The organism is Pseudomonas sp. (genome assembly GCF_050739935.1).
In the GTDB taxonomy this organism is placed as follows: domain Bacteria; phylum Pseudomonadota; class Gammaproteobacteria; order Pseudomonadales; family Pseudomonadaceae; genus Aquipseudomonas.
Map to the genome: position 1 here is coordinate 43225 of NZ_JBOICF010000091.1, position 25608 is coordinate 68832.

General features: G+C 57.0%; 24 protein-coding genes and 1 pseudogene. 12 read left to right on the forward strand and 13 right to left on the reverse strand.

What is annotated here, in order from left to right:
* Window positions 1-172 precede the first annotated feature (172 nt).
* Window positions 173-1108 carry an alpha/beta hydrolase gene (locus ACRER8_RS18405; protein ID WP_431747646.1) on the forward strand — a complete coding sequence of 312 codons (936 nt, stop codon included), beginning with the start codon at window positions 173-175 and terminating at the stop codon, window positions 1106-1108.
* Window positions 1105-1431 (forward strand): hypothetical protein, encoded by a 327-nt coding sequence (locus ACRER8_RS18410; protein ID WP_431747647.1) that lies wholly within the window; start codon window positions 1105-1107, stop codon window positions 1429-1431. The genes ACRER8_RS18405 and ACRER8_RS18410 overlap by 4 nt, the downstream gene beginning before the upstream one ends.
* 228 nt (window positions 1432-1659) lie before the next feature.
* Here the strand turns inward: ACRER8_RS18410 and ACRER8_RS18415 are convergent, their stop codons facing one another.
* The 3 genes and pseudogenes from ACRER8_RS18415 to ACRER8_RS18425 all read right to left on the reverse strand — a co-directional run.
* On the reverse strand, window positions 1660-2442 hold the full coding sequence (locus ACRER8_RS18415) for an OmpA family protein (RefSeq protein ID WP_431747648.1): 783 nt from the start codon (window positions 2440-2442) through the stop codon (window positions 1660-1662).
* A 47-nt stretch (window positions 2443-2489) separates the two neighbouring features.
* Window positions 2490-2915 (reverse strand): DUF4398 domain-containing protein, encoded by a 426-nt coding sequence (locus ACRER8_RS18420; protein WP_431747649.1) that lies wholly within the window; start codon window positions 2913-2915, stop codon window positions 2490-2492.
* 280 nt (window positions 2916-3195) lie between these two features.
* A pseudogene (locus ACRER8_RS18425) lies at window positions 3196-3294 on the reverse strand (pilin assembly protein); the annotation flags it as partial.
* 189 nt (window positions 3295-3483) lie between these two features.
* Here ACRER8_RS18425 and ACRER8_RS18430 point away from each other — a divergent pair.
* From ACRER8_RS18430 to ACRER8_RS18440, 3 genes are all read left to right on the forward strand, one after another.
* Complete coding sequence (locus ACRER8_RS18430) at window positions 3484-3717, forward strand: hypothetical protein (protein ID WP_054889483.1); 234 nt, start codon at window positions 3484-3486, stop codon at window positions 3715-3717.
* Window positions 3718-3755: 38 nt separating this feature from the next.
* Entirely contained in the window at window positions 3756-4898 is a 1143-nt protein-coding gene (locus tag ACRER8_RS18435; RefSeq protein WP_087715924.1) for a hypothetical protein, read from the forward strand.
* A 105-nt stretch (window positions 4899-5003) separates the two neighbouring features.
* Window positions 5004-6776, forward strand: coding sequence for a P-loop NTPase fold protein (locus ACRER8_RS18440; protein WP_431747650.1), 1773 nt, complete (start codon window positions 5004-5006; stop codon window positions 6774-6776).
* A gap of 34 nt (window positions 6777-6810) precedes the next feature.
* Here the strand turns inward: ACRER8_RS18440 and ACRER8_RS18445 are convergent, their stop codons facing one another.
* Both ACRER8_RS18445 and ACRER8_RS18450 read right to left on the reverse strand, forming a co-directional pair.
* On the reverse strand, window positions 6811-7131 hold the full coding sequence (locus tag ACRER8_RS18445; RefSeq protein ID WP_431747651.1) for a hypothetical protein: 321 nt from the start codon (window positions 7129-7131) through the stop codon (window positions 6811-6813).
* Between the two features lie 89 nt (window positions 7132-7220).
* Complete coding sequence (locus ACRER8_RS18450; protein ID WP_431747652.1) at window positions 7221-7529, reverse strand: hypothetical protein; 309 nt, start codon at window positions 7527-7529, stop codon at window positions 7221-7223.
* Window positions 7530-7772: 243 nt separating this feature from the next.
* On the opposite strand from ACRER8_RS18450, the gene ppc reads away from it, so the two are divergent.
* The 6 genes from ppc to ACRER8_RS18480 all read left to right on the forward strand — a co-directional run bounded on the left by ppc (window position 7773) and on the right by ACRER8_RS18480 (window position 14356).
* Window positions 7773-10409 carry a phosphoenolpyruvate carboxylase gene (gene ppc, locus ACRER8_RS18455; protein WP_431747653.1) on the forward strand — a complete coding sequence of 879 codons (2637 nt, stop codon included), beginning with the start codon at window positions 7773-7775 and terminating at the stop codon, window positions 10407-10409.
* Between the two features lie 285 nt (window positions 10410-10694).
* Complete coding sequence (gene adk / locus ACRER8_RS18460; RefSeq protein ID WP_431747654.1) at window positions 10695-11342, forward strand: adenylate kinase; 648 nt, start codon at window positions 10695-10697, stop codon at window positions 11340-11342.
* Window positions 11343-11459: 117 nt separating this feature from the next.
* A complete protein-coding gene (tsaB, locus tag ACRER8_RS18465) occupies window positions 11460-12134 on the forward strand; it encodes a tRNA (adenosine(37)-N6)-threonylcarbamoyltransferase complex dimerization subunit type 1 TsaB (RefSeq protein ID WP_431747655.1) in 675 nt (224 codons plus the stop codon).
* 297 nt (window positions 12135-12431) lie between these two features.
* A complete protein-coding gene (locus ACRER8_RS18470; protein ID WP_431747656.1) occupies window positions 12432-12725 on the forward strand; it encodes a hypothetical protein in 294 nt (97 codons plus the stop codon).
* Between the two features lie 2 nt (window positions 12726-12727).
* Window positions 12728-13609, forward strand: a complete 882-nt coding sequence (locus tag ACRER8_RS18475) for a DUF72 domain-containing protein (protein ID WP_431747669.1) — start codon at window positions 12728-12730, stop codon at window positions 13607-13609.
* Between the two features lie 48 nt (window positions 13610-13657).
* Entirely contained in the window at window positions 13658-14356 is a 699-nt protein-coding gene (locus ACRER8_RS18480; protein WP_431747657.1) for an extensin family protein, read from the forward strand.
* 128 nt (window positions 14357-14484) lie between these two features.
* On the opposite strand, the gene ACRER8_RS18485 is transcribed toward ACRER8_RS18480, so the two are convergent.
* Window positions 14485-15114: an energy transducer TonB gene (locus ACRER8_RS18485; protein ID WP_431747658.1), complete on the reverse strand. Its 630-nt coding sequence runs from the start codon at window positions 15112-15114 to the stop codon at window positions 14485-14487.
* 98 nt (window positions 15115-15212) lie between these two features.
* Between ACRER8_RS18485 and ACRER8_RS18490 the strand changes: the two genes are divergently transcribed.
* Entirely contained in the window at window positions 15213-15995 is a 783-nt protein-coding gene (locus ACRER8_RS18490; protein ID WP_431747659.1) for a class I SAM-dependent methyltransferase, read from the forward strand.
* A 172-nt stretch (window positions 15996-16167) separates the two neighbouring features.
* Here the strand turns inward: ACRER8_RS18490 and ACRER8_RS18495 are convergent, their stop codons facing one another.
* The 7 genes from ACRER8_RS18495 to ACRER8_RS18525 all read right to left on the reverse strand — a co-directional run bounded on the left by ACRER8_RS18495 (window position 16168) and on the right by ACRER8_RS18525 (window position 25407).
* Window positions 16168-16857 carry a DUF4197 domain-containing protein gene (locus ACRER8_RS18495; RefSeq protein WP_431747660.1) on the reverse strand — a complete coding sequence of 230 codons (690 nt, stop codon included), beginning with the start codon at window positions 16855-16857 and terminating at the stop codon, window positions 16168-16170.
* Between the two features lie 36 nt (window positions 16858-16893).
* Window positions 16894-17292 (reverse strand): YbaY family lipoprotein, encoded by a 399-nt coding sequence (locus ACRER8_RS18500; protein ID WP_431747661.1) that lies wholly within the window; start codon window positions 17290-17292, stop codon window positions 16894-16896.
* A 35-nt stretch (window positions 17293-17327) separates the two neighbouring features.
* Window positions 17328-19820: a glycerol-3-phosphate 1-O-acyltransferase PlsB gene (gene plsB / locus ACRER8_RS18505; protein ID WP_431747662.1), complete on the reverse strand. Its 2493-nt coding sequence runs from the start codon at window positions 19818-19820 to the stop codon at window positions 17328-17330.
* 320 nt (window positions 19821-20140) lie between these two features.
* Window positions 20141-20518: a hypothetical protein gene (locus ACRER8_RS18510; RefSeq protein ID WP_431747663.1), complete on the reverse strand. Its 378-nt coding sequence runs from the start codon at window positions 20516-20518 to the stop codon at window positions 20141-20143.
* Between the two features lie 67 nt (window positions 20519-20585).
* Window positions 20586-21395 (reverse strand): putative RNA methyltransferase, encoded by an 810-nt coding sequence (locus tag ACRER8_RS18515; RefSeq protein ID WP_431747664.1) that lies wholly within the window; start codon window positions 21393-21395, stop codon window positions 20586-20588.
* A complete protein-coding gene (gene dapE, locus ACRER8_RS18520; protein WP_431747665.1) occupies window positions 21395-22546 on the reverse strand; it encodes a succinyl-diaminopimelate desuccinylase in 1152 nt (383 codons plus the stop codon). Before dapE ends, ACRER8_RS18515 begins: the two co-directional genes overlap by 1 nt.
* A 272-nt stretch (window positions 22547-22818) precedes the next feature.
* Window positions 22819-25407 (reverse strand): glycosyltransferase, encoded by a 2589-nt coding sequence (locus tag ACRER8_RS18525; RefSeq protein WP_431747666.1) that lies wholly within the window; start codon window positions 25405-25407, stop codon window positions 22819-22821.
* Window positions 25408-25608 lie beyond the last annotated feature (201 nt).

The following is a 25608-nucleotide window of genomic DNA, read 5'->3' on the forward strand; positions in this document are numbered from 1 at the left end:
CACATGGAAATGGGGGCTGTGGGAGCGAATTCATTCGCGATTGGTCGGCACATCCCCATAAATTCATCGTCTGACAGACCGCATCGCGAATGAATTCGCTCCCACAGGTCCACTCACTGCCTGCTGATGTTTTGTGCGGTGCGTTGCGAATATCAGAAAAAAAGGACATCGCTTGAAGCCTTTTCTCACCCTTCTCCTGCTTTTGTCGCTGACCGGTTGCAGCCAACTGCTGTTCTACCCTGAGCGCGACGTGCCGCTGACTCCGGAAAAGGCCCATCTTTCCTATCGGGAAATTACCCTTACAGCAGCCGACGGCACCAGGCTCAGCGGCTGGTGGTTGCCTGCGAAGGAGGGTGTGCCAGTCAAAGGCACGGTGCTGCATCTGCATGGCAACGGCGGCAACATGGCCTGGCATCTGGGTGGCAGCTGGTGGTTGCCCGAGCAGGGCTATCAGGTGTTATTGCTCGATTATCGCGGCTACGGCCGATCCGAGGGTGAGCCCAGCCTGCCAGCGATTTATCAGGACATCGACGCCGCATTCGATTGGCTGAACAAAGCCCCTGAAGTCCAGGGCAAGCCACTGGTGGTCCTGGGGCAGAGCATCGGTGGCGCGTTGGGTGTGCATTATCTCGCCGCGCACCCTCAGCAGCGCTCGCGGGTCAAGGCGCTGGTGCTCGACGGCGTACCCGCCAGTTATCGCGAGGTGGCGCGGTATACCCTCGGTACATCCTGGCTGACCTGGCCGTTCAAGCGACCACTGTCTTGGGCAATCCCGGACGGTGACAGTGCCATCAACGGCATCACGCAACTCAAAGGCACGCCGACGCTGATGTTCCAGAGCCTGGACGACGCGCAGGTGCCGCTGTACAACGGCATCAGCCTGTATCAAGCCGCGCCGCCACCCAGGGTGCTGCAACTGACTCGGGGCCCGCATGTGCAGACCTTCGCCGATCCGACCTGGCGGGAGGTCATGGTTCGTTATCTCGACGATCCACTGCACTTCAACGGTCTGCGGCGCCTGGCCGAAATCCCCAATTATCCCGATGCTGATGCCAGCAATAAGACTTCTGCCCCGTCGGAAACCCAACCTGCAGAGGCCCCACAATGAGCGAAGAACGTAACCTCATTCCGCAGATTCTCACCGGCATCGCCTGTATTTTCGCAACGGTAGGCGTGTTGTGGTATTACGGCTATCTGCACTTCGCCAAACCGGAAGATGCCTTGGAACTGAGCCAGTTTACGATGCTCAAGACCATGCCAGGCGAGGACTACAAGGTCGCGCTTGAGCCGGCTCCTCAGGCTGCGCAGTGTGTCGAGGGGGTGATGGTGTTGTTCGATACCGAGCAGAAGGGCCTGACCGGAGTGCTGGTCAACGACCGTAAACAGGCTGTGCGCTGCATGGGGCAGGAGACGCCGCAGAAGGTGCAGTGACTCTGGCGCTGATTCTGTTTGTGCCTGAGCTTTATGGCCGACGCAGCACTTGTAGGAGCCGGCTTGCTGGCGAACAGGGTGTGCCAGTTACCTTACCTGTTGCTGACCCACCGCTTTCGTCAACAAGCCGGCTCTACAAATGAGGAGTTACACGGTTAAATCGCGCCCACAAAAAAGCCCCACCTGCTCATCAACAGGCGGGGCTTTCCATGTATTGCTACAACCGGATTACTGCATCGACGAACGCGGCGCGACCGGCTGGTTGTCGTTGGAAATGGTCACTTCCACTCGACGATTCATTGCACGACCCGAAGCGCTGGCATTGTCAGCAACCGGGTATTCCTTGCCATAGCCCTGCGAAACGACGCGATCCATACTTACGCCCATTTTCACCAGGGCCATACGCACGGAGTTGGCACGACGCTCAGACAGCGACTGGTTATAGCTCGCCGAACCGGTGCTGTCGGTGTAACCCTCGACAATCACTTTGCGATCAGGGTTTTCCTGAAGGAACTGGGCCAGCTTGTTGACGTTGACCAGACCGGAAGATTTCAGCTCAGCCTTGTTCAAATCGAACAGCACATCACCAAAGGTCACCAGCGTACCGCGCTCGGTCTGCTTGGCGTTGAGGCTGTTCTGCAGCGCCTTGATCTGCGCATCGCGAGCATCCAAACGCGCCTGGGCGCGTTGCGCCGCTGCGTTTTTCAGATCATTTTCAGCGGTTTTCAGATTGATGGTCTGCTTGGCCAGTTCGACGCGCTGATTGGTCAGATAGGCCAGTTGATCGACTTTCTTCTCATCGTCGTTATTGCGATAGGCGGCGTCCGCCTTGTCCAGCCATTGGCTGGCATCTTTGGTTTCCAGTGCCGCCAGTTCGGTGGCTTTCGGGTTACTTTGCAGCGCCGAATAGTTGGTGCGTGCCTGTTCCAGGTTCACGTTCGGTTGCGAGGAGCAGGCAGCCAGACCAACGCTCAGGGCCAGCAGGGCAGGGATCAGTACTTGTTTACGCATAATAGTTTCATCCTTTAAATCAGTGGCAATGCATGAAGTGCGAAGGGTTACTGGCCGGTCGGCTGAGCCTGGCGCAGACCTTCTTCACGCAGTTCATTGACGCCCTGACGAGCATCCTGCACCGCTTTCTGTGCCTTCGCCGCCTGCGCCTTGCGCTCGGCTACTCGAGCGTCCCATTCAGCTTGCTCGGCGTACTTGCGAGCTTCGTCGTAATGCTTTTCCTGCATGGCCAGTTCAGCTTGCTTGAACTTGTCCTGAGCCGACTTCATTTCGACTGCCGCGTACTCGGTACCGCCTGCGCTGACCGCGGCGTTCACGGCAGATTGCGTCACGGCATATTGCTCACTAGGAGGCTTGCCCGCGCAACCGGCGAGCAGGAAGCTGGTGCCCAAGGCCAGCGCGGCCAGTTTAAGCCCGCGCAGGCTTTTGAACGTGGTGGAGGCAGTGCTGGTATTCATGGTGATCAACTCCATTTTGAAACTCCTGAAAAACTAGATTTTTCCATTTCAGTCCTGGCCTTGGCGGAGGCATTACCGGGTCAATTTGCGCTGCCACCTGTCGGCTTTTTCTGTAATGGCTAACTGCTCGGACCTGCGCGTTTTTTGAATAGTTCAGACGTTTTCGCTCTTAACGTCCGGCATTTTGTTGAGTGTTGTTAATCTGGCGCTTGAATATTGGCGCAAAAAAAGACCCTCCGTGCCCGGTACGGCGAGACGGTGAGTCATTCTGAATGGTCTGAAAACGACGTCGCGATCAGTGTTGAGAGCTGTCCTGTTGCTCGGACAAATCCTGCAGATAGCGGCGCGACAGGGCGAGGAATCGTGGCGTCGGACCGACGTCTTCGTACAGCGGGTAGAGCAATAGGGAAAAACACCCAAAAACAGAAGTTTCTCATGCTGTATTGCTCCCGTGACGTGGGCAGCTCTAATCAATAGTCAACTTCTTGCGTCAGAAAACATCTCTAAGAATCCTTACGCCTACCTTAGGATGGTGCTACGATCACCTTACGGTTTTTTCGTTTTCCTGCTGGGGAATTGAGTAATGGCTAAATCTGTAGCCGCTGTAATCCTTGATTTGCGTGAGATGCTGAACAAATCAGGCAAGGATGTAGCAACTCTGACTTGGAAAAAATTCTACGTTGTTGCTGATCGCGAACGAATGAAAGACGCTTTTTTGGATGACGTAATCAAGCAAGCCAAAGAGGCAAGCCTTTTTGTCGCCTATGGCAATGCTGTGGTACTTGTCGCAAAAGACTACGATTTTTCACCTATTTGATATTGAAAATACCTTGCTTTGAGCAGGGTTCATCGGGAATGAACAAAATGGAAGTCGAGCGTATAGCTGACAGTGGTGGGCGGGTAGAGCTTTGGGCATATGATTGGGATCTTCAGTCCACACCTGCGTACAAGGTCAATCGTCAGTTTTTGGGCTATGAGCAGCCATTGCAGCTCGGTCATGGCCCATCGCACCATGTGAAAGAGGCGATTTGTTGGTCTTACGGGCGTACTCTAGGGAACATTGCAGTTGTCAGTGAAGAGCTGCTTGGCAGCTTCCCTAGCGACAGGGGGGATGATGCCATTCTGGCTTGCGACATCGTAGAAGCCGGGAAAATGCGTAACGGTCAAAAAAGGTGGTGGTGCCGGACTCATCAGAAGCATTGGGGAACAAAAGGTGATATCGCGGCGGCTCGTGCTAGCGGTGTGGTCAAATGCTCTAATCACATGCAACCGATGTCCTACGTCATCAATCCGCCTCATGTGAAGATGGAAGACCACTCTGAGGTCGGAATCTGGTGTTCACTACCACCTGCCTTGACCACTGATCAGGTTCAGGTGAAACGCCGCCCGCAGATTCATGTTCATTTGCGTGCTGACCCTGCTGGTCGTAAGCATGTGGATACTGATTTCGACGCAATTTCACTCCACTACAACCCTGCAGGCGATCTATTCGCTAACAACGAAATCACAAAGGTTCATGTTACGCCGCCTGCTGCGTTGGAGTTTGTGCTTGCGTTGGAAAATGGGCTAGAAATGGGTTGTATCAATTGCAGGGATTGCGGTTATCCCCATCTTGACTTAGGTGATTTTGCACGTATTCCCCATGCTAAACATCTGTGCGGCAACTGCGGTAGAGACAATACTTGGAGTAGAGGTCCTATTGCCTCGACTCCATTGAAGCCTTTGCATGATCAATTTAGTAAGGCAAATCAATATATTGATGTGCAAAGCATAATTGATTTGGATCATTATGTCGGCTGTAGTTTCGATGTTTGGGCTTCTACCCCCGCAATCTTGTGGACTGCTGATCGCCCACAGGAAAGGGGTATTCACGTTCATGTTCGTGATGCTAACGGGAAGTGGCTCATCGACGACACATTTGGCGTTGTCATACATCAAGGCCAGATATTAAACCGTCTGTCGCTTTTGAATACTATGGTTGCAAATACGATAATCTAAATTCGTCAAATGTTTTCGGTCATTCTTAGAGTGGCCGATAATTTTTTCAGTTTTTTGTAATTTTAAATTTATATTTAGTTCTCAGAGTTATCATGTGAGGTTTTAATGTCCATTGCTCAGGTTGAAAAAGCACTGCATGATTTCGCTGTTAAAAGGATGGGTTCAGCAATTGTCTTGAAAGGGGAGTGGGGAACAGGAAAGACCTATCTCTGGAACGCTGTGATTGAGAAGCATCGACTTAATTTTGCTCGCGTCAACTATTCTTACGTTTCACTTTTCGGTATCAATTCGCTAGCTGACTTGAAGCGTTCAATTTTTGATAATTCTGTTCCTAGCAAAAGTGCCGGTGTTGTCACTACCAAAAACTCTGTTGTCGAAAATATCAAGAAGCTTGATTTCAGTGATGGGGTTGTAGGTTTAAGAAAGATTTTTGGCTATGGAAGAGAAGCAAAAATTCCTTATGTAGGGAGTTTTGGCGGAGTTATTGATTCAATTCAATACTCTCTGGTAACAGAAACAATAATATGCATCGACGATTTTGAACGTCGCGGTAATTCTTTATCTGCACGGGATGTATTAGGGTTGGTGTCAAATTTGATCGAGAAAAAGAATTGCTCGGTCATCTTGATTTTGAATGAAGGGTCACTCAAGCCGGATGATGAGTTTTTCACATACAGTGAAAAAGTTTTCGATTATGAGATTGTTTTTAGTCCTTCGGTGCAAGAGTCAGCCTCTTTGGTTTTTAGCCCATCCGGTGAGGCACGTAAGATAGTTTCGGAAAACGCCATTAAGCTGAAAATAAACAATGTTCGTTTGCTCAAGAAAATTGATTATTTCGCAAGTCTTCTGCATGAGCGGCTGAATGGTTGTAATGAGCTTGTGCAGCGGCAGGCTTATAGGACGTTGCCTCTTGCAGTTCTTTCAATCTATGGCGGGAATTCGGCAGGCGTAGATATCGACTTCCTGTTGACTTACCAAGGTGGCTTATCTGGGTATCGTATGCCTGATGATGATCGATCCCCAGAAGAAATAAAATTACTCGCTGAAATAGACCTTAAGATTGAATATTTGCAAGATTATGGATTCAGCTCCACTGATGAATTCGACGTTGCGATCATAAATTTAGTTAGAAAAGGTTATGCTGACGATCAGTCAATGCGAGATTTAGTCGTCGCGTTGGAAGTCAAAATTAAGCATGATGAAGATATTGCTTTGTTACAGAAAGCTTGGAATGTCTTCCACGCTTCTTTTTCAAAAAATGATGATGAGGTTTTTGCCGCATTCGATTTGGCTATAGATGTTTCCTTGGTCAATTTTTCAATAAATGATTTAGATTCGGTTGCTTCTATTTATTACGATTTGGGACGGATCGATAAAATAAACGGCGACATAGATAAGTATTTTATTGAGGTTGTTGCACCAAGTGATATACGTGAAAAAAGCGATGTTTTTCGCTGGCCTGCGAATGCCTATATTCAACAGAAGCTTGAAGAGTTTTTTGATGGTCTGGTAATAGAAAAGAGTCTGCCTGATCTGATAAATTACGCTTATAACGTTTCTGGTTTTGAAAATTCTGATGTTAGAAATAGCGTTGCCAAAAAAACAGAAGCTGAATTCTTAGAATATTTTTCAAACATAGATGATTATAATTTCACAAACCTTGTGCGGATGTGCTTGAAATGCGGTCAGGTTAGTTCTCCTGATAAAGATATTCAGGATGGTTATCATGATATTTTTTTCAAGATGTACCGTTGCCTAATGAAAATGTGCGAAGGCTCTCCTCTCAATAAAGCCAGAATGAGTAAATTTCAAGGTTACGAAAAGCTTTATGCACAGATTGAAAAGGAAATACTCTCTCGCCAAGGTAAGGTTGAATAGCCCCTTGCGAGGCTAGTGTTCCGTCTCAAAGACCCTATCCCCGTAGAGTCTTTGAAATTGCTTGTTCAGCTTCGACGTAGGCGGGTGTCTTACCAGCGTCGGCAAAGATCTCTTCACCCTCCTCCACTCGGATCACCTCAGACCCTTTGACGTAGGGCATGGCTGTTTCCGCTTCTTTTATAGCGGTGTGGATCAGACCTTCCGTGATGATGCTTTCATCTAGTCCGTAGGCTTCCGCAAACGCTTTGATTTTCACTAAGTCTTGTTTGCGAATAGTCAGGGTGATTTCAGCAAGCTCCGAGGTTTCTTGAGCCTTGTTTTCCCAGTTGCTGAGCATCGTTTTGAAGGTGTCCATGGGATATCTCCGGCGAGGCTACATGTGTTCGTAAATCTGTGACTGTCTTTGCCATTCATGGTTCGCTGAAATGATCGCAAACCCATGTTCTACGCGGCTTTCAAGAGATCTTGAGTTTTTCCTATTGCGTGCTCGCTTTCTTCATACAGCGGATCGCCTTCCTCATCGGTCGCGACCACGTGCTGTCCCTTGATGTACGGAAAGCTGGCTTCCAGTTCTTCGAGAGCGGCGCCGGTCAGTTCTCCTAGCAACTCCTCGGCGGAGCGCTTGGGATACATTTCGGTAATTGCGGCCAGCCGGGCCGCCGCTTCGACATCCAGGTGAACCGCGTAACCGGTCTTGATCAAGCGACCTTTTGCGGAGTCTTCCCAGTGTTTTGCGAGCTCACGGATTTTCATAGAGACCTCTTCAACGACCCGCGAGATGGCGGGTAAAGGCGAGTTTTCGAGCCGCTTTCCAACCAGTAGCGGGGCTCATGCATGAGATTAGCTTGCTCCCGGCAGATGTAAGGCAAAGGGTTGCGTAAGCGTATGAATTTGTCGCTCTATACACATAGATAGAGGCAAAACTTACGAGGGCGTTCAGTTCGGATCACGGAACTGACTCAGCACAAAACGACAAACGCTGAAGGAGAAGGCTGGATGGCTGATATCGATGCACGATTGCGCGAGGACGTTCACCTGCTGGGTGAGCTGTTGGGCAACACCATTCGCGATCAGCACGGGGCTGATTTTCTCGACAAGATCGAGCGTATTCGCAAGAGCGCCAAGGCCGGTCGGCACGGCTCGACACAGAGTACCGAGCAGCTGAGTTCCAACCTGGAAAGCCTCGGTGAAGACGAGCTGCTGCCGGTGGCACGCGCGTTCAACCAGTTCCTGAACCTGGCCAACATCGCCGAACAGTATCAACTGATCCATCGGCGCGATGACAGCAAACCGCAGCCTTTCGAGTCGCGGGTACTTCCCGAGTTGCTGGAGCGTTTGAAGCAGTCGGGGCAGTCACCTGAAGCCCTGGCCCGACAACTCGGCAAGCTTGAAATCGAATTGGTGCTGACCGCGCATCCTACTGAAGTGGCGCGCCGTACCCTGATCCAGAAATACGACGCCATCGCCGCGCAACTGGCCGCCCTCGATCATCGCGACCTGAACCACCACGAGCGTGAACAGATCACCGAGCGCCTGCAGCGGCTGATTGCCGAAGCGTGGCACACCGAAGAAATCCGCCGCGTGCGTCCCACTCCGGTAGATGAGGCCAAGTGGGGCTTTGCGGTCATTGAAAACTCGCTGTGGCAGGCGATCCCGAACTATTTGCGCAAGGCCGATCATGCGCTACATGCCGCCACCGGCTTGCACTTGCCGCTGGAGGCAGCGCCGATTCGGTTCGCCTCCTGGATGGGTGGAGACCGCGACGGCAACCCTAATGTCACCGCCGCTGTCACCCGCGAAGTATTGCTGCTGGCGCGCTGGATGGCAGCCGACCTGTATCTGCGCGATGTCGACCAACTGGCGGCCGAACTGTCGATGCAACAGGCGAGCCCTGCCCTGCTGGAGGTGGCCGGAGACAGCGCCGAGCCATATCGCAGCGTTTTGAAAAAGCTGCGCGAGCGTCTGCGTGCGACGCGAAACTGGGCCCATGCCTCGCTGAGCGTCACGCAACCTGCGCCTGAAGGCGTGCTGAACAGTAACCGCGAATTGCTCGAACCGTTGCAGTTGTGTTTCCAGTCATTGCACGAGTGCGGCATGGGTGTGATCGCCGACGGCCCGCTGCTCGACTGCCTGCGTCGTGCCGTCACCTTCGGCCTGTTTCTGGTCAAGCTCGATGTGCGCCAGGATTCCACCCGCCACAGCGCGGCAATGACCGAGATTACCGATTATCTCGGACTTGGCCGCTACAACGAGTGGGATGAAGACGCACGCATTGAATTCCTGCTGCGTGAGTTGGGCAACAAACGCCCGCTGTTGCCCCCGCATTTCAAACCGGCTGCTGACACCGCCGAAGTGCTGTCGACCTGTCGTGAAGTGGCCGCTGCACCTGCGGCATCGCTGGGTTCCTACGTGATATCCATGGCGGGCGCGGCGTCCGATGTGTTGGCCGTGCAACTGCTGCTTAAAGAAGCTGGATTACAGCGACCCATGCGCGTGGTGCCGTTGTTCGAGACGCTTGCCGACCTGGATAACGCCGGGCCCGTGATCGAACATTTGCTCAGCCTTCCCGGCTATCGCCTGCGCCTTCACGGCCCGCAGGAGGTCATGATCGGCTACTCCGACTCAGCCAAGGACGCAGGTACCACGGCGGCTGCCTGGGCGCAGTATCGCGCTCAGGAAAAACTGGTGGACATCTGCCGCGCCCAGCAAGTCGAGCTGCTGCTGTTCCACGGTCGGGGAGGCACCGTCGGCCGTGGTGGCGGACCTGCTCACGCGGCGATTCTGTCGCAGCCACCAGGATCGGTCGCGGGGCGTTTCCGCACCACCGAACAGGGCGAGATGATTCGCTTCAAATTTGGTTTGCCGGACATTGCCGAGCAAAATCTCAACCTGTATCTGGCTGCGGTGTTGGAGGCGACGCTTCAGCCGCCACCCCTGCCGGAGCCTGCATGGCGGCAAATGATGGATGAACTGGCGGCAGATGGCGTAAACGCCTATCGTGCGGTCGTGCGGGAAAACCCCGAGTTCGTCGAATACTTCCGTCAGGCCACGCCGGAACAGGAGTTGGGCCGTTTGCCGCTGGGCAGTCGTCCGGCCAAGCGCCGCGAAGGCGGCGTCGAGAGCCTGCGAGCGATTCCGTGGATCTTCGCCTGGACCCAGACGCGCCTGATGCTGCCTGCCTGGCTTGGCTGGGAAAACGCCCTGAACAAGGCGCTTGAACGAGGGCAGGGCGAGCTTCTGGGGCAGATGCGCGAGCAATGGCCGTTCTTCCGCACGCGTATCGACATGCTGGAGATGGTCCTCGCCAAAGCCGACAGCGACATCGCGCAGCTCTACGATGAACGTTTGGTGGAGCCGGGGCTGCTGCATTTAGGTGCGCATTTGCGCGACCTATTGTCGCAGGCGTGTGACGTGGTGCTCGGCCTGACCGATCAGGAGCAGCTGCTGGCCCACAGTCCCGAGACGCTGAAGTTCATCAGCCTGCGCAACACCTACCTCGATCCGCTTCATCTATTGCAGGCCGAGTTGCTTGCCCGATCGCGCAGCCAGGAGGCCGCTCTGGACAGTCCTTTGGTACAGGCGCTGCTGGTGTCTGTCGCGGGCATTGCCGCCGGTTTGCGTAACACCGGCTGACGCGACTTTTCCGACACGGGTGAGGGCGAAGGCCCTCATCCCGCGCTGCGGGGCTGACTGGCAGCGGTGTACATCCGTTAAGTCGCACCGGGCCGTAGCAAAGTATTGATCGTTGGCAAGCTACTGGTTTTTCGCGGGTTGCTGCGACTTTCGGCGTCTTGTGCGGCATGAATCGGCTGTGTATCTTGATCAGCCTTTGGCCGTTGGGTCAGTAAATCTTTTTAGGTGATTGGCCCCATTTAGGCGAATCCGACGAAATCTCTATAAAAATTGAGGAGCACAACAATGCGCGTGATTCTGCTGGGAGCTCCCGGGGCCGGTAAAGGTACTCAGGCTACGTTCATCACGAAGAAATTCGACATTCCGCAAATCTCCACCGGCGACATGCTGCGCGCAGCAGTCAAGGCGGGCACCGAACTGGGTCTGAAAGCCAAAAGCGTCATGGACAGCGGCGGTCTGGTTTCCGATGACCTGATCATCGGCCTGATCAAGGATCGCCTGTCGCAGCCCGACTGCGCCAACGGCTGCCTGTTCGACGGTTTCCCACGCACCATTCCTCAGGCTGAAGCCCTGAAGAATGCGGGCCTGGCGATCGATCATGTGGTGGAGATCAAGGTCGATGACGAAGAGATCGTCAAGCGTATTTCCGGCCGTCGTGTGCATGAAGGTTCGGGCCGGGTTTATCACACCGTCTTCAACCCACCGAAGGTTGAAGGTGTGGACGATGTGACCGGCGAGCCACTGGTACAGCGCAAGGACGACGTGGAAGCCACTGTGCGCCATCGTCTGTCGGTCTATCACTCACAGACCAAGCCGCTGGTGGACTTCTACGAGAAGCTGCAGGCAAAAGATGGCACGCCCAAGTGCAGCCACATCGAGGGCGTCGGCTCGGTCGAATCGATTACCGCCAAGGTGCTCGAAGCTCTGAGCTGAGTCGAGTTTTCGACACAATGAACAACGGCCCGCTTGCGGGTCGTTGTTGTTTATAATGCGACGTTTTTTCGCACAACCCTCAATTGCATAACCTCTTTGCACAACTTGGAAACCCCGATGACGACCTTGCTGGCCCTGGACACCGCCACTGAAGCCTGCTCAGTCGCTTTGCTGCACGACGGCAAAGTGCTGACTCACTACGAGGTGATCCCGCGGCTGCATGCGCAAAAGCTATTGCCCATGATCAAGGATCTGCTGGCCGAGGCAGGGATCGGCTTGTCGGCGCTGGATGCGATTGCATTTGGTCGCGGCCCGGGTGCATTCACCGGGGTACGTATTGCCATCGGCGTGGTGCAGGGGCTGGCGTTCGGGCTGGATCGACCGGTGTTGCCGGTGTCCAATCTGGCCGTGCTGGCGCAGCGCGCACTGCGCGAGCATGGCGTCACTCAAGTAGCCGCTGCCATCGATGCGCGCATGGACGAGGTGTACTGGGGCTGCTATCGCGAGACCGCTGGCGAAATGAGGCTGGTGGGCGCCGAAGCCGTGATGCCGCCGGAACACGCTTCGCTGCCCGATGATGCGACTGGCCAATGGTTCGGCGCCGGTACGGGTTGGGGCTACGCAGATCGCATCGCGGTCGACCTGTCCGGTCAGGACGCCACCATGCTGCCCCACGCGCAGGATCTGCTGACCCTCGGCACCTTCGCCTGGAGCCGCGGCGAGGCTATCGTTGCGGACGATGCTCAGCCGGTTTATCTGCGGGATAAAGTGGCGACCCCCAAGGCTCGCTGAACTGCCGTTTAGCGCGCACTACTGTAGGAGCCGGCTTGCTGGCGAACGCCCTGGGTCAGACACGTTGCGCTTGGCTGGCACCGCATTCGCCAGCAAGCCGGCTCCTACAAGCTCTAGTTCGTTGCCCCCCGAACGCGGCCCAAGTCAAAGCAATTACTACCGTTCGGCGACAAATAAAGCGTTTCTGCCCGTGGCTTCAAACATTTGGCAATAACTGTGGTCTAGTTATCGTTCGCGCGTTTGCTTAAATGCGCGCGTGAAATTAAATTGCCACTACAAGACGCCGAGTAACTATCGATGCGGATCAACGGTCTTTCACAACATTCGTACCCGATCAAGCGCAAGCCCCGCAACGGCTCTGCGACGATCGACAGCACCTCCGAAGAAGTGATCGACGACGTTATCGAAGTCGCTCCGCAGACGGCTCGTAGTCAAACCGGCAGCACGGCCAACGTTCCAGCTCGTCAGCAGGACATCATCTTTCCGCGTGCCATGAGCTCACGGGTTGCCTATGCCCTTAGCAGCTATCTGACAACATCCACGTTCGTGGATTGGGATTTGGAAGTCTCGGGTCTAGATCTGCACGTTTGAATATTGCCAACCCGCCTTACTACATCGGTTGCCCGTCCTGGAGTGAAAACGCCTGGCGTCAGTCGCTGTATCCCGAAGATGCTCACAGTTCCGAATTTCTGCGGTTGTATGCGCAGGTGTTCAACGCCGTTGAAGGCAACACCACGTTCTATGCTCGCCCCAAGGACTCTATCCTGCAACGCTGGGCGCAGGTCCTGCCCGAGCATTTTCGTTTTACCGCCAAATTTCCCGGCGATATCAGCCACGCGGGCGACCTGCGCGAACACCTGACCGCTGCTGAAGACTTCCTGCAATTGCTTGCCCCGCTGGGTGCCCGCGCTCAGCCGCTGTGGCTACAGTTGCCCGCGAGTTTCACGCCCAATCGTGTTGGCGAGTTGGCGACGTTCATCGATGCGCTGCAGAGTCAGGCGCTGGGGGGCCGGTCGCTGGCGGTGGAGGTGCGCAACATGGGCTTCTTCGACAAGGGCGAGGATGAGCGTAGGCTAAACCGCCTGTTGCTGGATCGTGGTGTCGAGCGCATCTGCCTGGATTCGAGACCGCTGTTCAGTTGCGTATCCAGCGATGCTGCGGTTTTACACGCGCAATCGAAGAAACCGAAAGTTCCGGTACGGCCGGCCGCGCTGACGCAGTTCCCTCAAGTGCGTTTCATTGGGCGCCCGGAGTTGGAGGCCAATGACAGTTTCGTCGAGCAATGGGCGCAGAAGGTCGCTGGCTGGATCGAGGAAGGGCGCACGCCTTATGTGTTTCTGCACACACCAGACAATGTTCAGGCCCCAGACCTTGCGCGGCGTTTCCATCGACAGTTGATGACATTGCTGCCGGGCTTGCCTGAATTGCCGACCCTTGAGCGTGGGCCAGAGGTGGAGCAACTCGGGTTGTTGTGAGGTCGATAAGCAGGACGTCTCTTTCCTCACTGCGGAAACCTTGCCCCTATGCGCGGCTCGACCCTGTTCCTTTTATTGCTGCTGATTTGCGCGGGCCTCGCCCTATCCGTGTGGCGTGGCTGGTTGCCGCTGGCCAATCGCTGGAATCCTTGGGCGCCGCTGGATGTTCGTGAACAGCCGAACCTGCTGACCCCGTTCAAGCTCTGGCGCTTGCAGGACGATCCGACCTTGTGCGATCAGGCGCTGCAAACCTCGACACTTCGCTATACACATCAGGCCGACAGCGGCGCGGACGCCAAATGCCCGTTGACCAACACGTTGCGTATTCAGGGCGCAGACGTGGCACTCAGCAGCAGCTTTCTATCCAGCTGTCCCTTGGCGGTCGCCTACGCGCTGTTCGATATCCATGGGCTGCAACCTGCTGCGCAAGCGGTGTTCGGGCAGAATGTCACGCAGATTGATCACCTCGGCAGCTTTGCCTGCCGCAACGTCTACAACCGCAGCGAAGGACGCCTGAGCCAGCATGCGTCGGCCAACGCCCTGGACATTGCGGGCTTTCGTCTGGCTGACGGACGCCGAATTTCCGTGCTCAAGGATTGGAAGGATGAAGGCGAAAACGGGAAATTTCTGAGGCTGGTCAGGGATGGCGCCTGTCGGCAGTTCAATACTGTGCTCAGCCCGGATTACAACGCGGCGCACCGCAATCATTTTCACGTAGACATGGGGCGCTGGCGGGTTTGTCGTTAAATACGCTGAGGTTACTGAGGGAGTGAGCTTGCTCGCCAATGCAGATTGTCAGCCGGTGACTCTGCCTTGAATGTACTGATGCCTTCGTGAGCAAGCTCACTTCCACGGAAGGTCGCTAAAACATGCAGTCAGGCGGCTAGACGCAGATTCTGCAATACGATCGGCCGCGCCCAGCCGGTGTCGAACTCCAGATGGCGCTGCTGTTCGGTCATCTCTTCGGCGCTGAAAGGCGTGGCGGGTTTGTCGGCCAAGTCCCATTCGAACTCGGCGATTGGCAGGAACAGTGGGCGCGGCTGAGGGCCTGGGCCCGGATCGACGCTGTCGTCGTAAGGATTGAGCACGGTCGGGCGTACCCAGCTGCTGTCGAACTCGAGATTGCGCTGTTGCGCGATCAGCTCGCTGGCACTGAAGGGCTCCGCAGGCTTGTCGGCCAGATCCCACTCAAATTCGGCGATAGGCAGAAATAGTGGCTCTGGCGGGGCGATTTCCTTGTCATCGACCGGGCATTCGCGCTGTTCGACGATCTTGCTCAGGGTGTTGGCTCCGGCCACGGGCTCGCCGGTCATGCTGTCCGTCGCAACGACGGCGCTGTATTCAGGTGCAGTACCTGCGTTGTCGTCTACCTGCTGAGCCATCGCGCGGGCAAACGCATCCTGCCAGAGCTGCGTGACGCCGCTCAGAGTTTCGGTATTGCGTACGCTGTAGTCGCCTACGTACGTCAAATAACCGATCGAGGATGCTTGCTGAATGTCTGACATAAGCGCTCAGTACATGCCTTAGGTCTGGCAAAATGCCGAATACTTTCGTTATCGGCAGATGCTGCCAATCATTAAGAAAATTTGAACGCGTGGACACAATGAGTGAGCAGCAAGCGGGCAGCCGCATTCGGGTCGAAACCCTGACTTCCGACGGCCAGGAAAAAGCCGCGCAATGGGCAGAGCGTCTGGGCTTGCCGATGGGTGATGCCGAGGCCGATTTCGCTCTGCAAGTGAGCGACGACGGCCTGCAATTACAGCAGTTGGGCGACGACGCGCCGGGGCCTGTACGGGTCGATTTCATTGAAGGCAAAGCGGCCCACCGGCGTCTGTTCGGTGGTGGCAGCGGGCAGATGATCGCCAAGGCTGTCGGCATCCAGCCGGGTGTTCGACCGCGCGTGCTGGATGCGACGGCAGGGTTGGGCAAGGATGCGTTCGTGCTGGCGAGTCTGGGTTGCGAGATGAGCCTGATCGAACGTCAGCCGATCATAGCGGCCCTGCTCGAAGATGGGCTGGCACGGGGTGCCGAGGATCTGGATGTAGGCGGGATCATTGGCCGGATGCGGCTGCTGACCGGCAATTCCATCGAACTGATTCGCCGTTGGGAAGGAGAGCCGCCGCAGGTGATCTACCTCGATCCGATGTTCCCGCATCGTGAGAAAACCGCGCTGGTGAAGAAGGAAATGCGCCTGTTCAGGCCATTGGTAGGCGACGACATGGACGCCCCGGCGCTGCTGGAGGCGGCGCTGGCATTGGCCACCCACCGCGTGGTGGTCAAACGCCCACGCAAGGCGCCTTGTATCGAAGGCGTGAAGCCGGGCTATGCGCTGGATGGCAAGTCCAGTCGGTATGACATCTATCCGAAGAAGGCATTGAAGGCGTAGCGCTGTCGTCTCTGACGGGTGACCCGCATCCTTGTAGGAGCCGGCTCGCTGGCGAACCCGGTGCGTCAAGCGCGGATTCCCCACCTGATATTCCGCGTTTACCGGCAAGCCGGCTTCTACAGGTTTTGCGTGTGGGCGAATGATTACGACATCGTGGGCTCAGGGGATTGAATTACAGCGTTCCGAACACCTTCTTGGCTAGGCTCGTCGCTGCCGCCGCCGGGTTGGCGCGAATGCTTTCTTCCTGTTTGGCGATCATTTCGAACAGGCCGTCGAGGGCTTTTTCGGTCACGTAACTTTCGACGTTCGAGTCTTTCGCGTCGACCACGCCTAGGGTCGCGGCCTGCCCGGCGAAGGCGTTGTACTTCTGCGCCAGCCCGACCTTGTCAGTGGCTTGCTTGACGATCGGCAGAAACTTGGCGCGGATTTGCTCGCGGCTGCTCTTGTCCAGATATTGCGTGGCCGAATCCTTGCCGCCGCTGAGAATGCCCTTGGCATCAGACACGCTCATCTTCTTCACTGCATCCACCAGCAGCGTCTGAGCCTGAGGTACTGCCGCTTCGGCCGCCTGGTTCATGCTGGTCTCCAGCTGTTCTACCTGCGCGCCCATACCGAACTGCTTCATCTTGCTCGCTACTTTGCCGAGCTTGCCCGGCAGCTCGATACGCACCTCCTTGTTGTTGCTGAAGCCGCCGGGCACGCCTAGTTGCCTGACCGCGACTTGCGCGCCCTGAGTCAGCGCGTCCTTGAGGCCACCGGTCGCATCCGACTGCGACAGATTACCCAGAGACAACGCGAACGCACTGGCCGAGAGCAGCAGTCCGGCACACAAGCCAGTGAACGAGAGGGGGCGAAGCAACATGAGTTACGTCCTTTTGAAGATAAGGGTCAAAGCTTTTTAGCTAGCCGGGTTCAGACGGATCTTGACCCGCGGTTTTTCTTCCAGCGTCAGGTCTACCGTGTAGCGTTCAGTGCTGATCAGCAGCAGCTTGCCGTCGACTTCGATGCGCGCGCTGACAGCGTAGGTGTGGCCCTGTTTGACCTGCTTCTGATCATAAGTCAGATGAAACGGCAGCGGGACCTGGCCCTTGATCGGCCCGCTCTCGCTGGCAAGGGGCTGCGCCGGGGCGTCGGCCAGCGACACATCCTGCAGCGTGACTTTCAATGTCGCGGTAGGCGGCAGGGCCATGCGTTGCACGTAAAAAACCTCGCCGTCGACGGTGCCGGGCAGGTTATCCGGGGCATTGGCGCAAGCGGCCAGAACGGTGGCCATCAGGGTGAGCAGCAGGTGTTTCATCAGGTGGATCTCCTTGTCGTGTTGAGGCATCGAGATCAGACACTCGGCCCAGCATCTAAGACCTCTTCATCGCGATGCAGTGCCACTTGACGAATCGACAATCGAATCTCCGCTGGCAGCACCCGCTTGGCCGCGCCTTCGGCCAGCTCGCCCAACAGCTCGTGATAGCCCAGTTTGCCGCTGTCATCCTTGCGCAACACGTCCTGATCCAGCAGCGTCTGAATGAAATGGCGGAACAAACTTTTGTCGAAGAATTCCGGGGCGTTCAGGCCGTGCAGTATGGACAGGCGCTGGGCCATGATCGTACTCAGGTTCTCCAGTTCTTCGGCGGTCAGGGCGTGCTGGCCGCTATTGAGCAACAGCGAGATCGCCATATAAAAACGTTGCAGCGTCTGCGCGATGGCCCGCGACAACAAGGTCAGCAATACAAAGTGCCGCGAACTTGGTGCCGGGCGCAGGTAGACATCGTTCTCGAAGCGCAACAGCCCCTGTTCGACGAACGCTGCCAGCCATTGATCAATCACCGCATCCAGTTCATCCAGCGACCAGCGGATGAACAGCTCCGACTGCAGATACGGGTACAGCGCGCGAGCATAGCGCAGCACTTGTTCGCGGCTCATGCGCGACGAGCTCTGGAAGAAGCTTGCCAGCAGCGACGGAAGCGCGAAGATGTGCAACACGTTGTTGCGGTAATAGGTCATCAGGACAGCGTTCTGCTCGTCCAGATAGAGAATCTTGCCCAGAGCGTCTTTCTGCTCCGACAGCAGATCCATGCCTTTGACATGCTCGATCAGCGCTCGGCCATCGCCTTCCGGCAGCGTGGTATGCGCCGAATAAGGCACGCTGCGCAGCAAGGTCAGGTAGAGGTCGAGCACCCGCGCCAAGGCCTGGTCGTCCAGCGCGTGTTTGTTGGTGGACAGCAGTGCCAGCGCCACCAGATTCGCCGGATTGACCGCAGCGGCCTCGTTCAAATGACGGGCCACACGTTCGCCCAAGCGGTGCGTGGTTTCATTGAGCCACGCAGGCTTGAACACCGGGCCAAGGTCCTGGGTGCGCCAGTCTGGCTGTTCGTGATCGAGGAAATCGGCCAGCTTGATAGGCTCGCCGAAGTTGACCGAGACCTGACCGAAACGCTGCTTGAGCGCGCCGATGACTTTGAAGATGTCGAAGATCGATTCTTTCTTTTTTGCCGCCCCGCGCAATTCGCCCAGATAAGTGCGGCCTTCCAGTACGCGCTCGTAACCGATGTAAACCGGCACGAACACGATCGGCGTGCGCGAGTTGCGCAGGTAGCTGCGCATCGTGATTGCCAGCATCCCGGTCTTGGGTTGCAACATGCGCCCGGTGCGCGAGCGTCCGCCTTCGACGAAATACTCCACCGGGAAGCCCTTGGTGAACAGGGTGTGCAGGTATTCGTTGAACACCGCGGTGTACAGCGGGTTGCCCTTGAACGTGCGGCGCATGAAAAACGCCCCGCCGCGTCGCAGCAGACTGCCGATCACCGGCATATTGAGGTTGATGCCCGCTGCGATATGCGGCGGCGTCAGGCCGTTGCGGAACAGCAGATAGGAGAGCAGCAGGTAATCGATGTGGCTGCGATGGCAGGGCACATAGATGATCTCGTTGCCCTGCGCGACGTTCTGCACGCCATCGAGATGACTGACCTTGATGCCATCGTAGATCTTGTTCCAGAACCAGCTCAGCATCACTTCCAGAAAGCGGATCGCGGTATAGGTGTAGTCCGAGGCGATTTCATTGCCGTAATGCAGAGCCTTATCCCGCGCCTTGGACTCCGGAATTCTCTCCCGCGCGGCTTCGTCGAGGATCGCTTGTTTGACCAGGGGATCGGCGATCAGGCCCTTGACCAGATTGCGCCGGTGCGACAGGTCCGGCCCGATGGTGGCGGTTTTCAGATTGCGGAAATGTACGCGCAGTAGACGTTGAGCCATACGCACGGTGCGCTCGTAGCCCTTGTTTTCGTCCACCAACTCGCGCAAATGGATCGGCGCGGAGAACTGCACGCGGGTCTTGCGCCCCAGAATCAGAATCGTGATCAAGCGCCGCAGCCGCCCGGTGACCGCCCAGCTGTCGGCGAACAACAGTTTCCACGGGCTGTTCTCCTTGTCCGGCGACTGACCCCAGAACACGCTGACCGGGATGATCTGCGCATCCTCGGTGGCGTTCTGCGTCACGGCACCCACCAGCCTTTCAAGGGTCGGCGGTGCGCCGCGTTTGTCCTGACGACCCAGCCAGTCGGGTTCCGGGGTTAGATAAAAGAACGCCGCAGGTTCTGTCAGATTTCCTACCGCAACAGGCAGGACAGGGCGCGGCAGACCGGCTTTGCGACACTCGGTATCGAGGACGGCCAGATCACTCAGCGATGGGCTTTGCAGCGCGTAGAACACCGGGCGACTGCGATCGAGATTGAGGGTGAAGGACGACTGATTGATCGTCTCCGAACGCACCCACAGATATAGCAAGCGACGCAGGGTGCCAAAGACGAGACGGCGAAACGGGGAACGGGTCATACGAATTCTGCGCGAAGGGGCAAAGCCCACGAGACGGCCAGTTTGCCGGATATGGCGGGGATGGGCAAAGTTGGGACGTGGCGGGCTGATGTGACGGGGTGCCAGGAGAGTCCTTCCGTCGCTGATGCGCCGCGTTATCTTTGGTCAGACACGAACGTAATGTGGAAGCGAATTTATTTTGCGAGAGGTTCGTTCAGTCGATGCATATCTATCGCCTGATCTATTTTTCGCGAATGAATTCGCTCCCACAGGTCATAGTGCGTGCCCAGCAACAGCCCTGCGTTTATCTAGTCAAACGCGGGATCGGTTACACATGGGTCTTACGACGTGCGCCAGGTAATCTCTTCCTCGCCATCGGCACTGATGCGAATCCAGCGATCGGCATCTTCTTCGTTTTCTTCCTCGACCCAGGTTCCCGGTGCGCAGCGCACTTCCACGTTGAGAGCGGCGAAGGCGGCGCGGGCGCAGGCGATGTCGTCCTCCCAGGGCGTCTTGTCGCTGTCCAGGCACAGGCTGTTCCACTTGCCCACGGCCTTGGGAATCCAAGTCACCGGAATATCGCCGGCCTTGCACTTCCAGGTCTGGCCTTTTTGGACCCATTCGCTGCACGGGCCGACGTCTGCGGTGAGCCAGGTGGTGATGGCCTTGTAGTCGACGTCAGCGTCTTTCAGGTAAATCTCGATATCGGGTTGGCGCATGGATGCCTCTTGATTGTTCTGGAAAAATCCATTCGCGGATTCATTTCGGATGTAGGGATGCCGACCGTCACTGCAGAACGAAATAATCGTAGCGCATCGAGACGGTCACCTCGAAGGGCTCGGCCTGTTCGACGACATGGGCTCGCCGCTCGGCACTGGCCCGCCAGCCGTGGGGCGTCATCGCCAGCAGGTTGGCGCGGGCCTGGCCGTCCACCAGTGTCAGCTTGAAGCGCAGGGTTTCGCTGTGCTGCAGGCTCATGCCTTCGGGGACTAGCGCCAGGTGTTTGTCATCCGCGTAATCGCGGACTTCGTCGTACAGCCGCTGACGCAATTCCATCAGATGCTCGTTGGTCGGTCCGACACGCATCAGGCCACCGCCCGGCGACAACAGGCGCTTGGCCTCGTCCCAGTCCAGTGGGCTGAACACGCTGGCGATGAACTGAACGCTGGCGTCAGCCAAGGGAACGCGAGCCATGCTGGCGATCAACCACGTCAGCTTCGGATTGCGTTTGCAGGCGCGCTTGACCGCTTCGCGGGAGATGTCCAGCGCGTAACCATCGGCGCCCGGCAGGGCATCGGCGATCTGCGCGGTGTAGTAACCTTCGCCGCAGCCGATGTCCAGCCAGCGACCAGGCGCGCGTTCGGCGGCCAGCTCGGCCAGACGTTTCGCCACCGGCGCGTAATGTCCTGCATTGAGAAAATCCCGGCGCGCCTCGACCATCGCCTGATTGTCGCCAGGGTCGCGGCTGTTCTTGTGCTGCACCGGCAGCAGGTTCAGATAGCCCTGACGGGCGCGATCGAAGCGGTGGCCGACCGGGCACACTACGCCGTTGTCGGCTGCATCGAGCGGGGCTGAGCAGATCGGGCAGGTCAGCATCAGGCGAGCAACTTAACCAGAGTCTGGTAGTAGATCTCGGTCAGCACGTCGAGATCGCTGGCCAGGATGCGTTCATTGACCTGATGGATCGTCGCGTTAACCGGTCCCAGCTCCACCACTTGCGTGCCGAGGGTGGCGATGAAACGCCCATCCGACGTACCGCCGCTGGTGGATGCCTTGGTTTGGCGCCCGGTAACATTCTTGATGCTGGCCGACACCGCATCGAGCAATGCGCCCGGTTCGGTGAGGAACGGCAGGCCCGATAGCGCCCACTCCACGTGCCAGTCCAGCTCATGTTTGTCGAGAATGTCAGCGACACGCTTCTGCAGCCCTTCGACGGTGGACTCAGTGGAGAAACGGAAGTTGAATATCGCAGTCAGTTCGCCCGGAACCACGTTGGTGGCGCCCGTGCCCGAGTTCAGGTTGGAGATCTGGAAGCTGGTAGGCGGAAAGAACGCATTGCCTTCATCCCAATGCTCGGCCGCCAGTTCGGCCAGCGCCGGCGCCGCCAGATGGATCGGATTGCGGGCCAGATGCGGATAGGCCACATGACCCTGAACACCTTTGACAGTGAGGGTTGCGCCAAGGGAGCCGCGACGACCGTTCTTGATCACGTCGCCCACCAGCGTGGTGCTCGATGGCTCGCCGACGATGCACCAGTCCATACGCTCCTTGCGCGCCGCCAGACGCTCGACCACTGCTTTGGTGCCGTGATGCGCAGGGCCTTCTTCGTCGCTGGTGATCAGGTATGCAACCTTGCCCCTGTGATTCGGGTAGTCAGCGACGAAACGCTCGGTAGCGATGATCATCGATGCCAGGCTGCCCTTCATGTCCGCCGCGCCACGACCGCACAGCATGCCGCTTTCATCGATAAGGGCGTCGAAAGGATCGTTCTGCCAGGCCTTCACCGGACCGGTCGGCACCACGTCGGTATGACCGGCGAAGCACAACACCGGACCGTCCTGAGTACCGTGGGTGGCCCAAAAGTTGTCGACTTCTTCGATACGCATCGGCTCCAGCGCGAAACCGGCATCGCCCAAGCGTTTCATCATCACGGCCTGACAATCGGCGTCGAGTGGCGTGACCGATGGGCGACGGATCAAGTCGCAGGCAAGTTGCAGAGTGGGCGAGAGGTCGGCTGAGGCTGTCATGAAAGGTCCGATGAAAAGAGGCTGTTGATTCCGCGTGTACGGGGCAGGTCGATGATATTCCTGTGGGCCTTTGCTTGCTCCCGAAGACTGATTGCCCGACGCCGAATCGATATCGGATGTACAGGGCTTTTCGTGAGCAAGCTCCCTCCCACAGGGTTGTGTTCCAGACCGAGCAGCGCGCCACGCTCATGCGGTGCAAGGCTAAAAAAGGTGAACATCTTAAAGCAAAACGGCGACCCGAAGGCCGCCGTTTAGTACAGCGTGCAATTGTTTCAGGCCGTGGCGGGTTCGGTCTGCGCCTTGGGTTTGGGCAGCGAGGAGAGAAACGCCATGATCAACGCGGCCAGGTACGGCAGCGACTGCACCAGCAGCATGATCACCCAGAAGCGCACATCGTTGCTTGGCAGGCCCTGCACCAGGCAGATACCCAGCGCCGCGCCCCACAGCAGCAACATGATGAACAGCTCTTCCCGGGCCTCGGAAATCGCGACCAGCAAGCCATGGCTGTCGGCGTTTTTCGGCGTGCGGAAGAACGGAATGCTGGTAGTGAAGAAGCCGTACAGCACCGCTTTGGCGATGGTGTGCGACAACGCCAGCCCCGCCAGCGCCGCATAGAAGGCATCTTTCAGATTCACGCCAACGGCGCGGCGATAGAGGAAGATGATCTTGCCGACCTTGAAGAAGAACAGCGCCAGAGGCGGAATCGCGAAAATCAGCAGCGGCGGATCGACCCGGTTGGGCACGATGATCATCGCCGACGACCACAGCAGCGCGCCGACCGTGAAGAAGATATTCATGCCATCGGCCACCCACGGCAGCCAGCCCGCCAGGAAGTGATACCGTTGCCCGCGCGTCAGCTCGCTGTCCTTGCCTCGTAGCAGGCTCGCAGCGTGACGTTTGATGATCTGAATCGCACCATAGGCCCAGCGGAAACGCTGCTTCTTGAAGTCGATGAAGGTATCTGGCATCAGGCCCTTGCCATAGCTGTTGTGGGCATAGGCAGCGGAATAGCCTTTTTCGAACACCCGCAAGCCCAGCTCGGCGTCTTCGCAGATACACCAATCGGCCCAACCCAGCTCTTCGAGCACAGAGCGGCGCGTCATGGTCATGGTGCCATGCTGAATGATTGCGTCGCGGTCGTTGCGGGTGACCATGCCGATGTAGAAAAACCCTTTGTACTCCGAGTAGCAGAGCTTCTTGAACGCGCTTTCGTGCTGGTCGCGATAATCCTGCGGCGACTGCACCACGGCGATCTTCGGATCGATGAAGTGCGGGACCATGTGCTTGAGCCAGTTGCGATCGACGCAGTAGTCCGAATCGATCACCGCGATGACTTCGGCGTCCTTTGCTGTATGTGGAATCAGGTAGTTCAGCGCGCCGCCCTTGAAACCTGCCAAGGGCGCGACGTGGAAGAACTTGAAGCGCTCGCCGAGCATTTCGCAGTGGGCTTTGACGGGTTCCCATACGGCCGGGTCCTTGGTGTTGTTGTCGATCAGCAGGACCTCGAAATCCGGGTAGTCCAGCGCCGCCAGCGCGTTGAGAGTCTGCTTCACCATCTCTGGCGGTTCGTTGTAGCAGGGTACGTGCACCGAGACTTTTGGTCGGTAGGCGGTATCCGCATCGACAGGCAGGAATTCACGACGCCGTTTGTGCGTCCAGACCGCCTCGGCCAGTTCATGGGCCTCTGTCAGCAGTACGATGAACACCCCGAATGCACCGAGTGCCAGCAGAAATCCTACAAGCAGGCTGAACCAGGTGCTGTATTGCTGGCTGTAGTCGTAGCCGATCCACACCAGCACCGATCCGCACAGGAAGGCGATGAAGGTCAAGAATGTGCGACCGCGCTGTCGCAGGGCCGAGCCGTCGATCAACAGCAGCGCCAGCGCGAGCATGGCCAGCACCGCCGAACCGATCGCCAGCACGCGCCATTGCGGGATCGCGACCACAGGACCCTCGAAGTTGAATTTCTGCTGGCGAGCCGCGTTGTACACACCCCAGTACGCGCCGACCGAGCCTTCATCGCTGGCTTTCCAGGGCTGGTCGAATGCTTCGATCACGAAGTAGTTGAAGCCCTGACGGTTGAGTTTGTTGACCAGAGTGCGCAGGTAAATCGCCTGATCGGCCTGGGTCGCATCGGCACCGCCGCGCATGTGGCCGTTGCTCGGCCAGCCGACTTCAGACAGCAGCAAAGGCTTTTTCGGGAACAGGCGTTTCAGCTCCCGGGCGCGGTCGAAAACGTACTGCCCGGCCTTGTCCACCGGGATGTATTCCCAATACGGCAGAATGTGCGCCGCAATCAGGTCGACGTGCTTGGCCAGCTCCGGGTATTTCTCCCAGATGTGCCATTGCTCGGAGGTGGTCACCGGCACTTTCACTGCCGCGCGCACACGATCAAGGATCGCCATCAACTCTTTGGGTTTGATTTCTTCCCGGTACAGCGCCTCGTTACCGACAACGACTCGAACCACGCTGCGAGTACTGTTGGCAAGTTCGATGGCGGTGTTGATTTCCCGCTCGTTGCGCTCCTGGTCCGGGCTGATCCAGATACCGAGGGTGACGCGCAGGCCGAATTCCTCGGCCAGTTTCGGGATGTCCTGCAGACTGCCATCTACCGAATAGATACGGATGTTGTCAGTGGATTTACTCATCAGCTCCAGATCCTGACGCATTTCGTCGTCGGACGGGTACACGCCTTTCTGTGGGTTTTGACCCAGGCGGAAAGGGGAGTAGGAGAATCCAGAGATGTGTTCGGGCCAGTTGGAAGTGGCGACCGGGCGATTGATCAACGCCCAGAAACCGGTGAACAGCGCGGCGATTGCCACGACGACAACCAGATTGAGTCCAAATTTATGCGATGGCATAGGTACTTCAGGTTCCAGGATGGGAACGCGGGAGCTGACGGACGTCAGCCAGCACGAGCTTGGGCATCTGACAAAGGTTGAAGTTCTATTCCGGAAAAAATGTAGGATCGGTCGTCGGCGCTCTTAGGGATTCATGATTGCATACGGTCAGTTTAGGAGCCGGCTTGCTGGCGAACGGCGTCGTGTCAGCAAAACCTTATT

What these genes read in the sequence shown, in the direction of transcription:
- ACRER8_RS18490 (WP_431747659.1), top strand. Translation starts at nt 15,213, where the DNA reads ATGAGTGAGCAGCAAGCGGGCAGCCGCATTCGGGTCGAAACCCTGACT.
- ACRER8_RS18415 (WP_431747648.1), bottom strand. Translation starts at nt 2,442, where the DNA reads ATGCGTAAACAAGTACTGATCCCTGCCCTGCTGGCCCTGAGCGTTGGT.
- ACRER8_RS18515 (WP_431747664.1), bottom strand. Translation starts at nt 21,395, where the DNA reads ATGCTGACCTGCCCGATCTGCTCAGCCCCGCTCGATGCAGCCGACAAC.
- ACRER8_RS18525 (WP_431747666.1), bottom strand. Translation starts at nt 25,407, where the DNA reads ATGCCATCGCATAAATTTGGACTCAATCTGGTTGTCGTCGTGGCAATC.
- ppc (WP_431747653.1), top strand. Translation starts at nt 7,773, where the DNA reads ATGGCTGATATCGATGCACGATTGCGCGAGGACGTTCACCTGCTGGGT.
- ACRER8_RS18510 (WP_431747663.1), bottom strand. Translation starts at nt 20,518, where the DNA reads ATGCGCCAACCCGATATCGAGATTTACCTGAAAGACGCTGACGTCGAC.
- ACRER8_RS18485 (WP_431747658.1), bottom strand. Translation starts at nt 15,114, where the DNA reads ATGTCAGACATTCAGCAAGCATCCTCGATCGGTTATTTGACGTACGTA.
- ACRER8_RS18445 (WP_431747651.1), bottom strand. Translation starts at nt 7,131, where the DNA reads ATGGACACCTTCAAAACGATGCTCAGCAACTGGGAAAACAAGGCTCAA.
- ACRER8_RS18480 (WP_431747657.1), top strand. Translation starts at nt 13,658, where the DNA reads ATGCGCGGCTCGACCCTGTTCCTTTTATTGCTGCTGATTTGCGCGGGC.
- ACRER8_RS18430 (WP_054889483.1), top strand. Translation starts at nt 3,484, where the DNA reads ATGGCTAAATCTGTAGCCGCTGTAATCCTTGATTTGCGTGAGATGCTG.
- ACRER8_RS18420 (WP_431747649.1), bottom strand. Translation starts at nt 2,915, where the DNA reads ATGGAGTTGATCACCATGAATACCAGCACTGCCTCCACCACGTTCAAA.
- tsaB (WP_431747655.1), top strand. Translation starts at nt 11,460, where the DNA reads ATGACGACCTTGCTGGCCCTGGACACCGCCACTGAAGCCTGCTCAGTC.
- ACRER8_RS18495 (WP_431747660.1), bottom strand. Translation starts at nt 16,857, where the DNA reads ATGTTGCTTCGCCCCCTCTCGTTCACTGGCTTGTGTGCCGGACTGCTG.
- ACRER8_RS18450 (WP_431747652.1), bottom strand. Translation starts at nt 7,529, where the DNA reads ATGAAAATCCGTGAGCTCGCAAAACACTGGGAAGACTCCGCAAAAGGT.
- adk (WP_431747654.1), top strand. Translation starts at nt 10,695, where the DNA reads ATGCGCGTGATTCTGCTGGGAGCTCCCGGGGCCGGTAAAGGTACTCAG.
- dapE (WP_431747665.1), bottom strand. Translation starts at nt 22,546, where the DNA reads ATGACAGCCTCAGCCGACCTCTCGCCCACTCTGCAACTTGCCTGCGAC.
- ACRER8_RS18500 (WP_431747661.1), bottom strand. Translation starts at nt 17,292, where the DNA reads ATGAAACACCTGCTGCTCACCCTGATGGCCACCGTTCTGGCCGCTTGC.
- ACRER8_RS18410 (WP_431747647.1), top strand. Translation starts at nt 1,105, where the DNA reads ATGAGCGAAGAACGTAACCTCATTCCGCAGATTCTCACCGGCATCGCC.
- ACRER8_RS18435 (WP_087715924.1), top strand. Translation starts at nt 3,756, where the DNA reads ATGAACAAAATGGAAGTCGAGCGTATAGCTGACAGTGGTGGGCGGGTA.
- plsB (WP_431747662.1), bottom strand. Translation starts at nt 19,820, where the DNA reads ATGACCCGTTCCCCGTTTCGCCGTCTCGTCTTTGGCACCCTGCGTCGC.
- ACRER8_RS18440 (WP_431747650.1), top strand. Translation starts at nt 5,004, where the DNA reads ATGTCCATTGCTCAGGTTGAAAAAGCACTGCATGATTTCGCTGTTAAA.
- ACRER8_RS18470 (WP_431747656.1), top strand. Translation starts at nt 12,432, where the DNA reads ATGCGGATCAACGGTCTTTCACAACATTCGTACCCGATCAAGCGCAAG.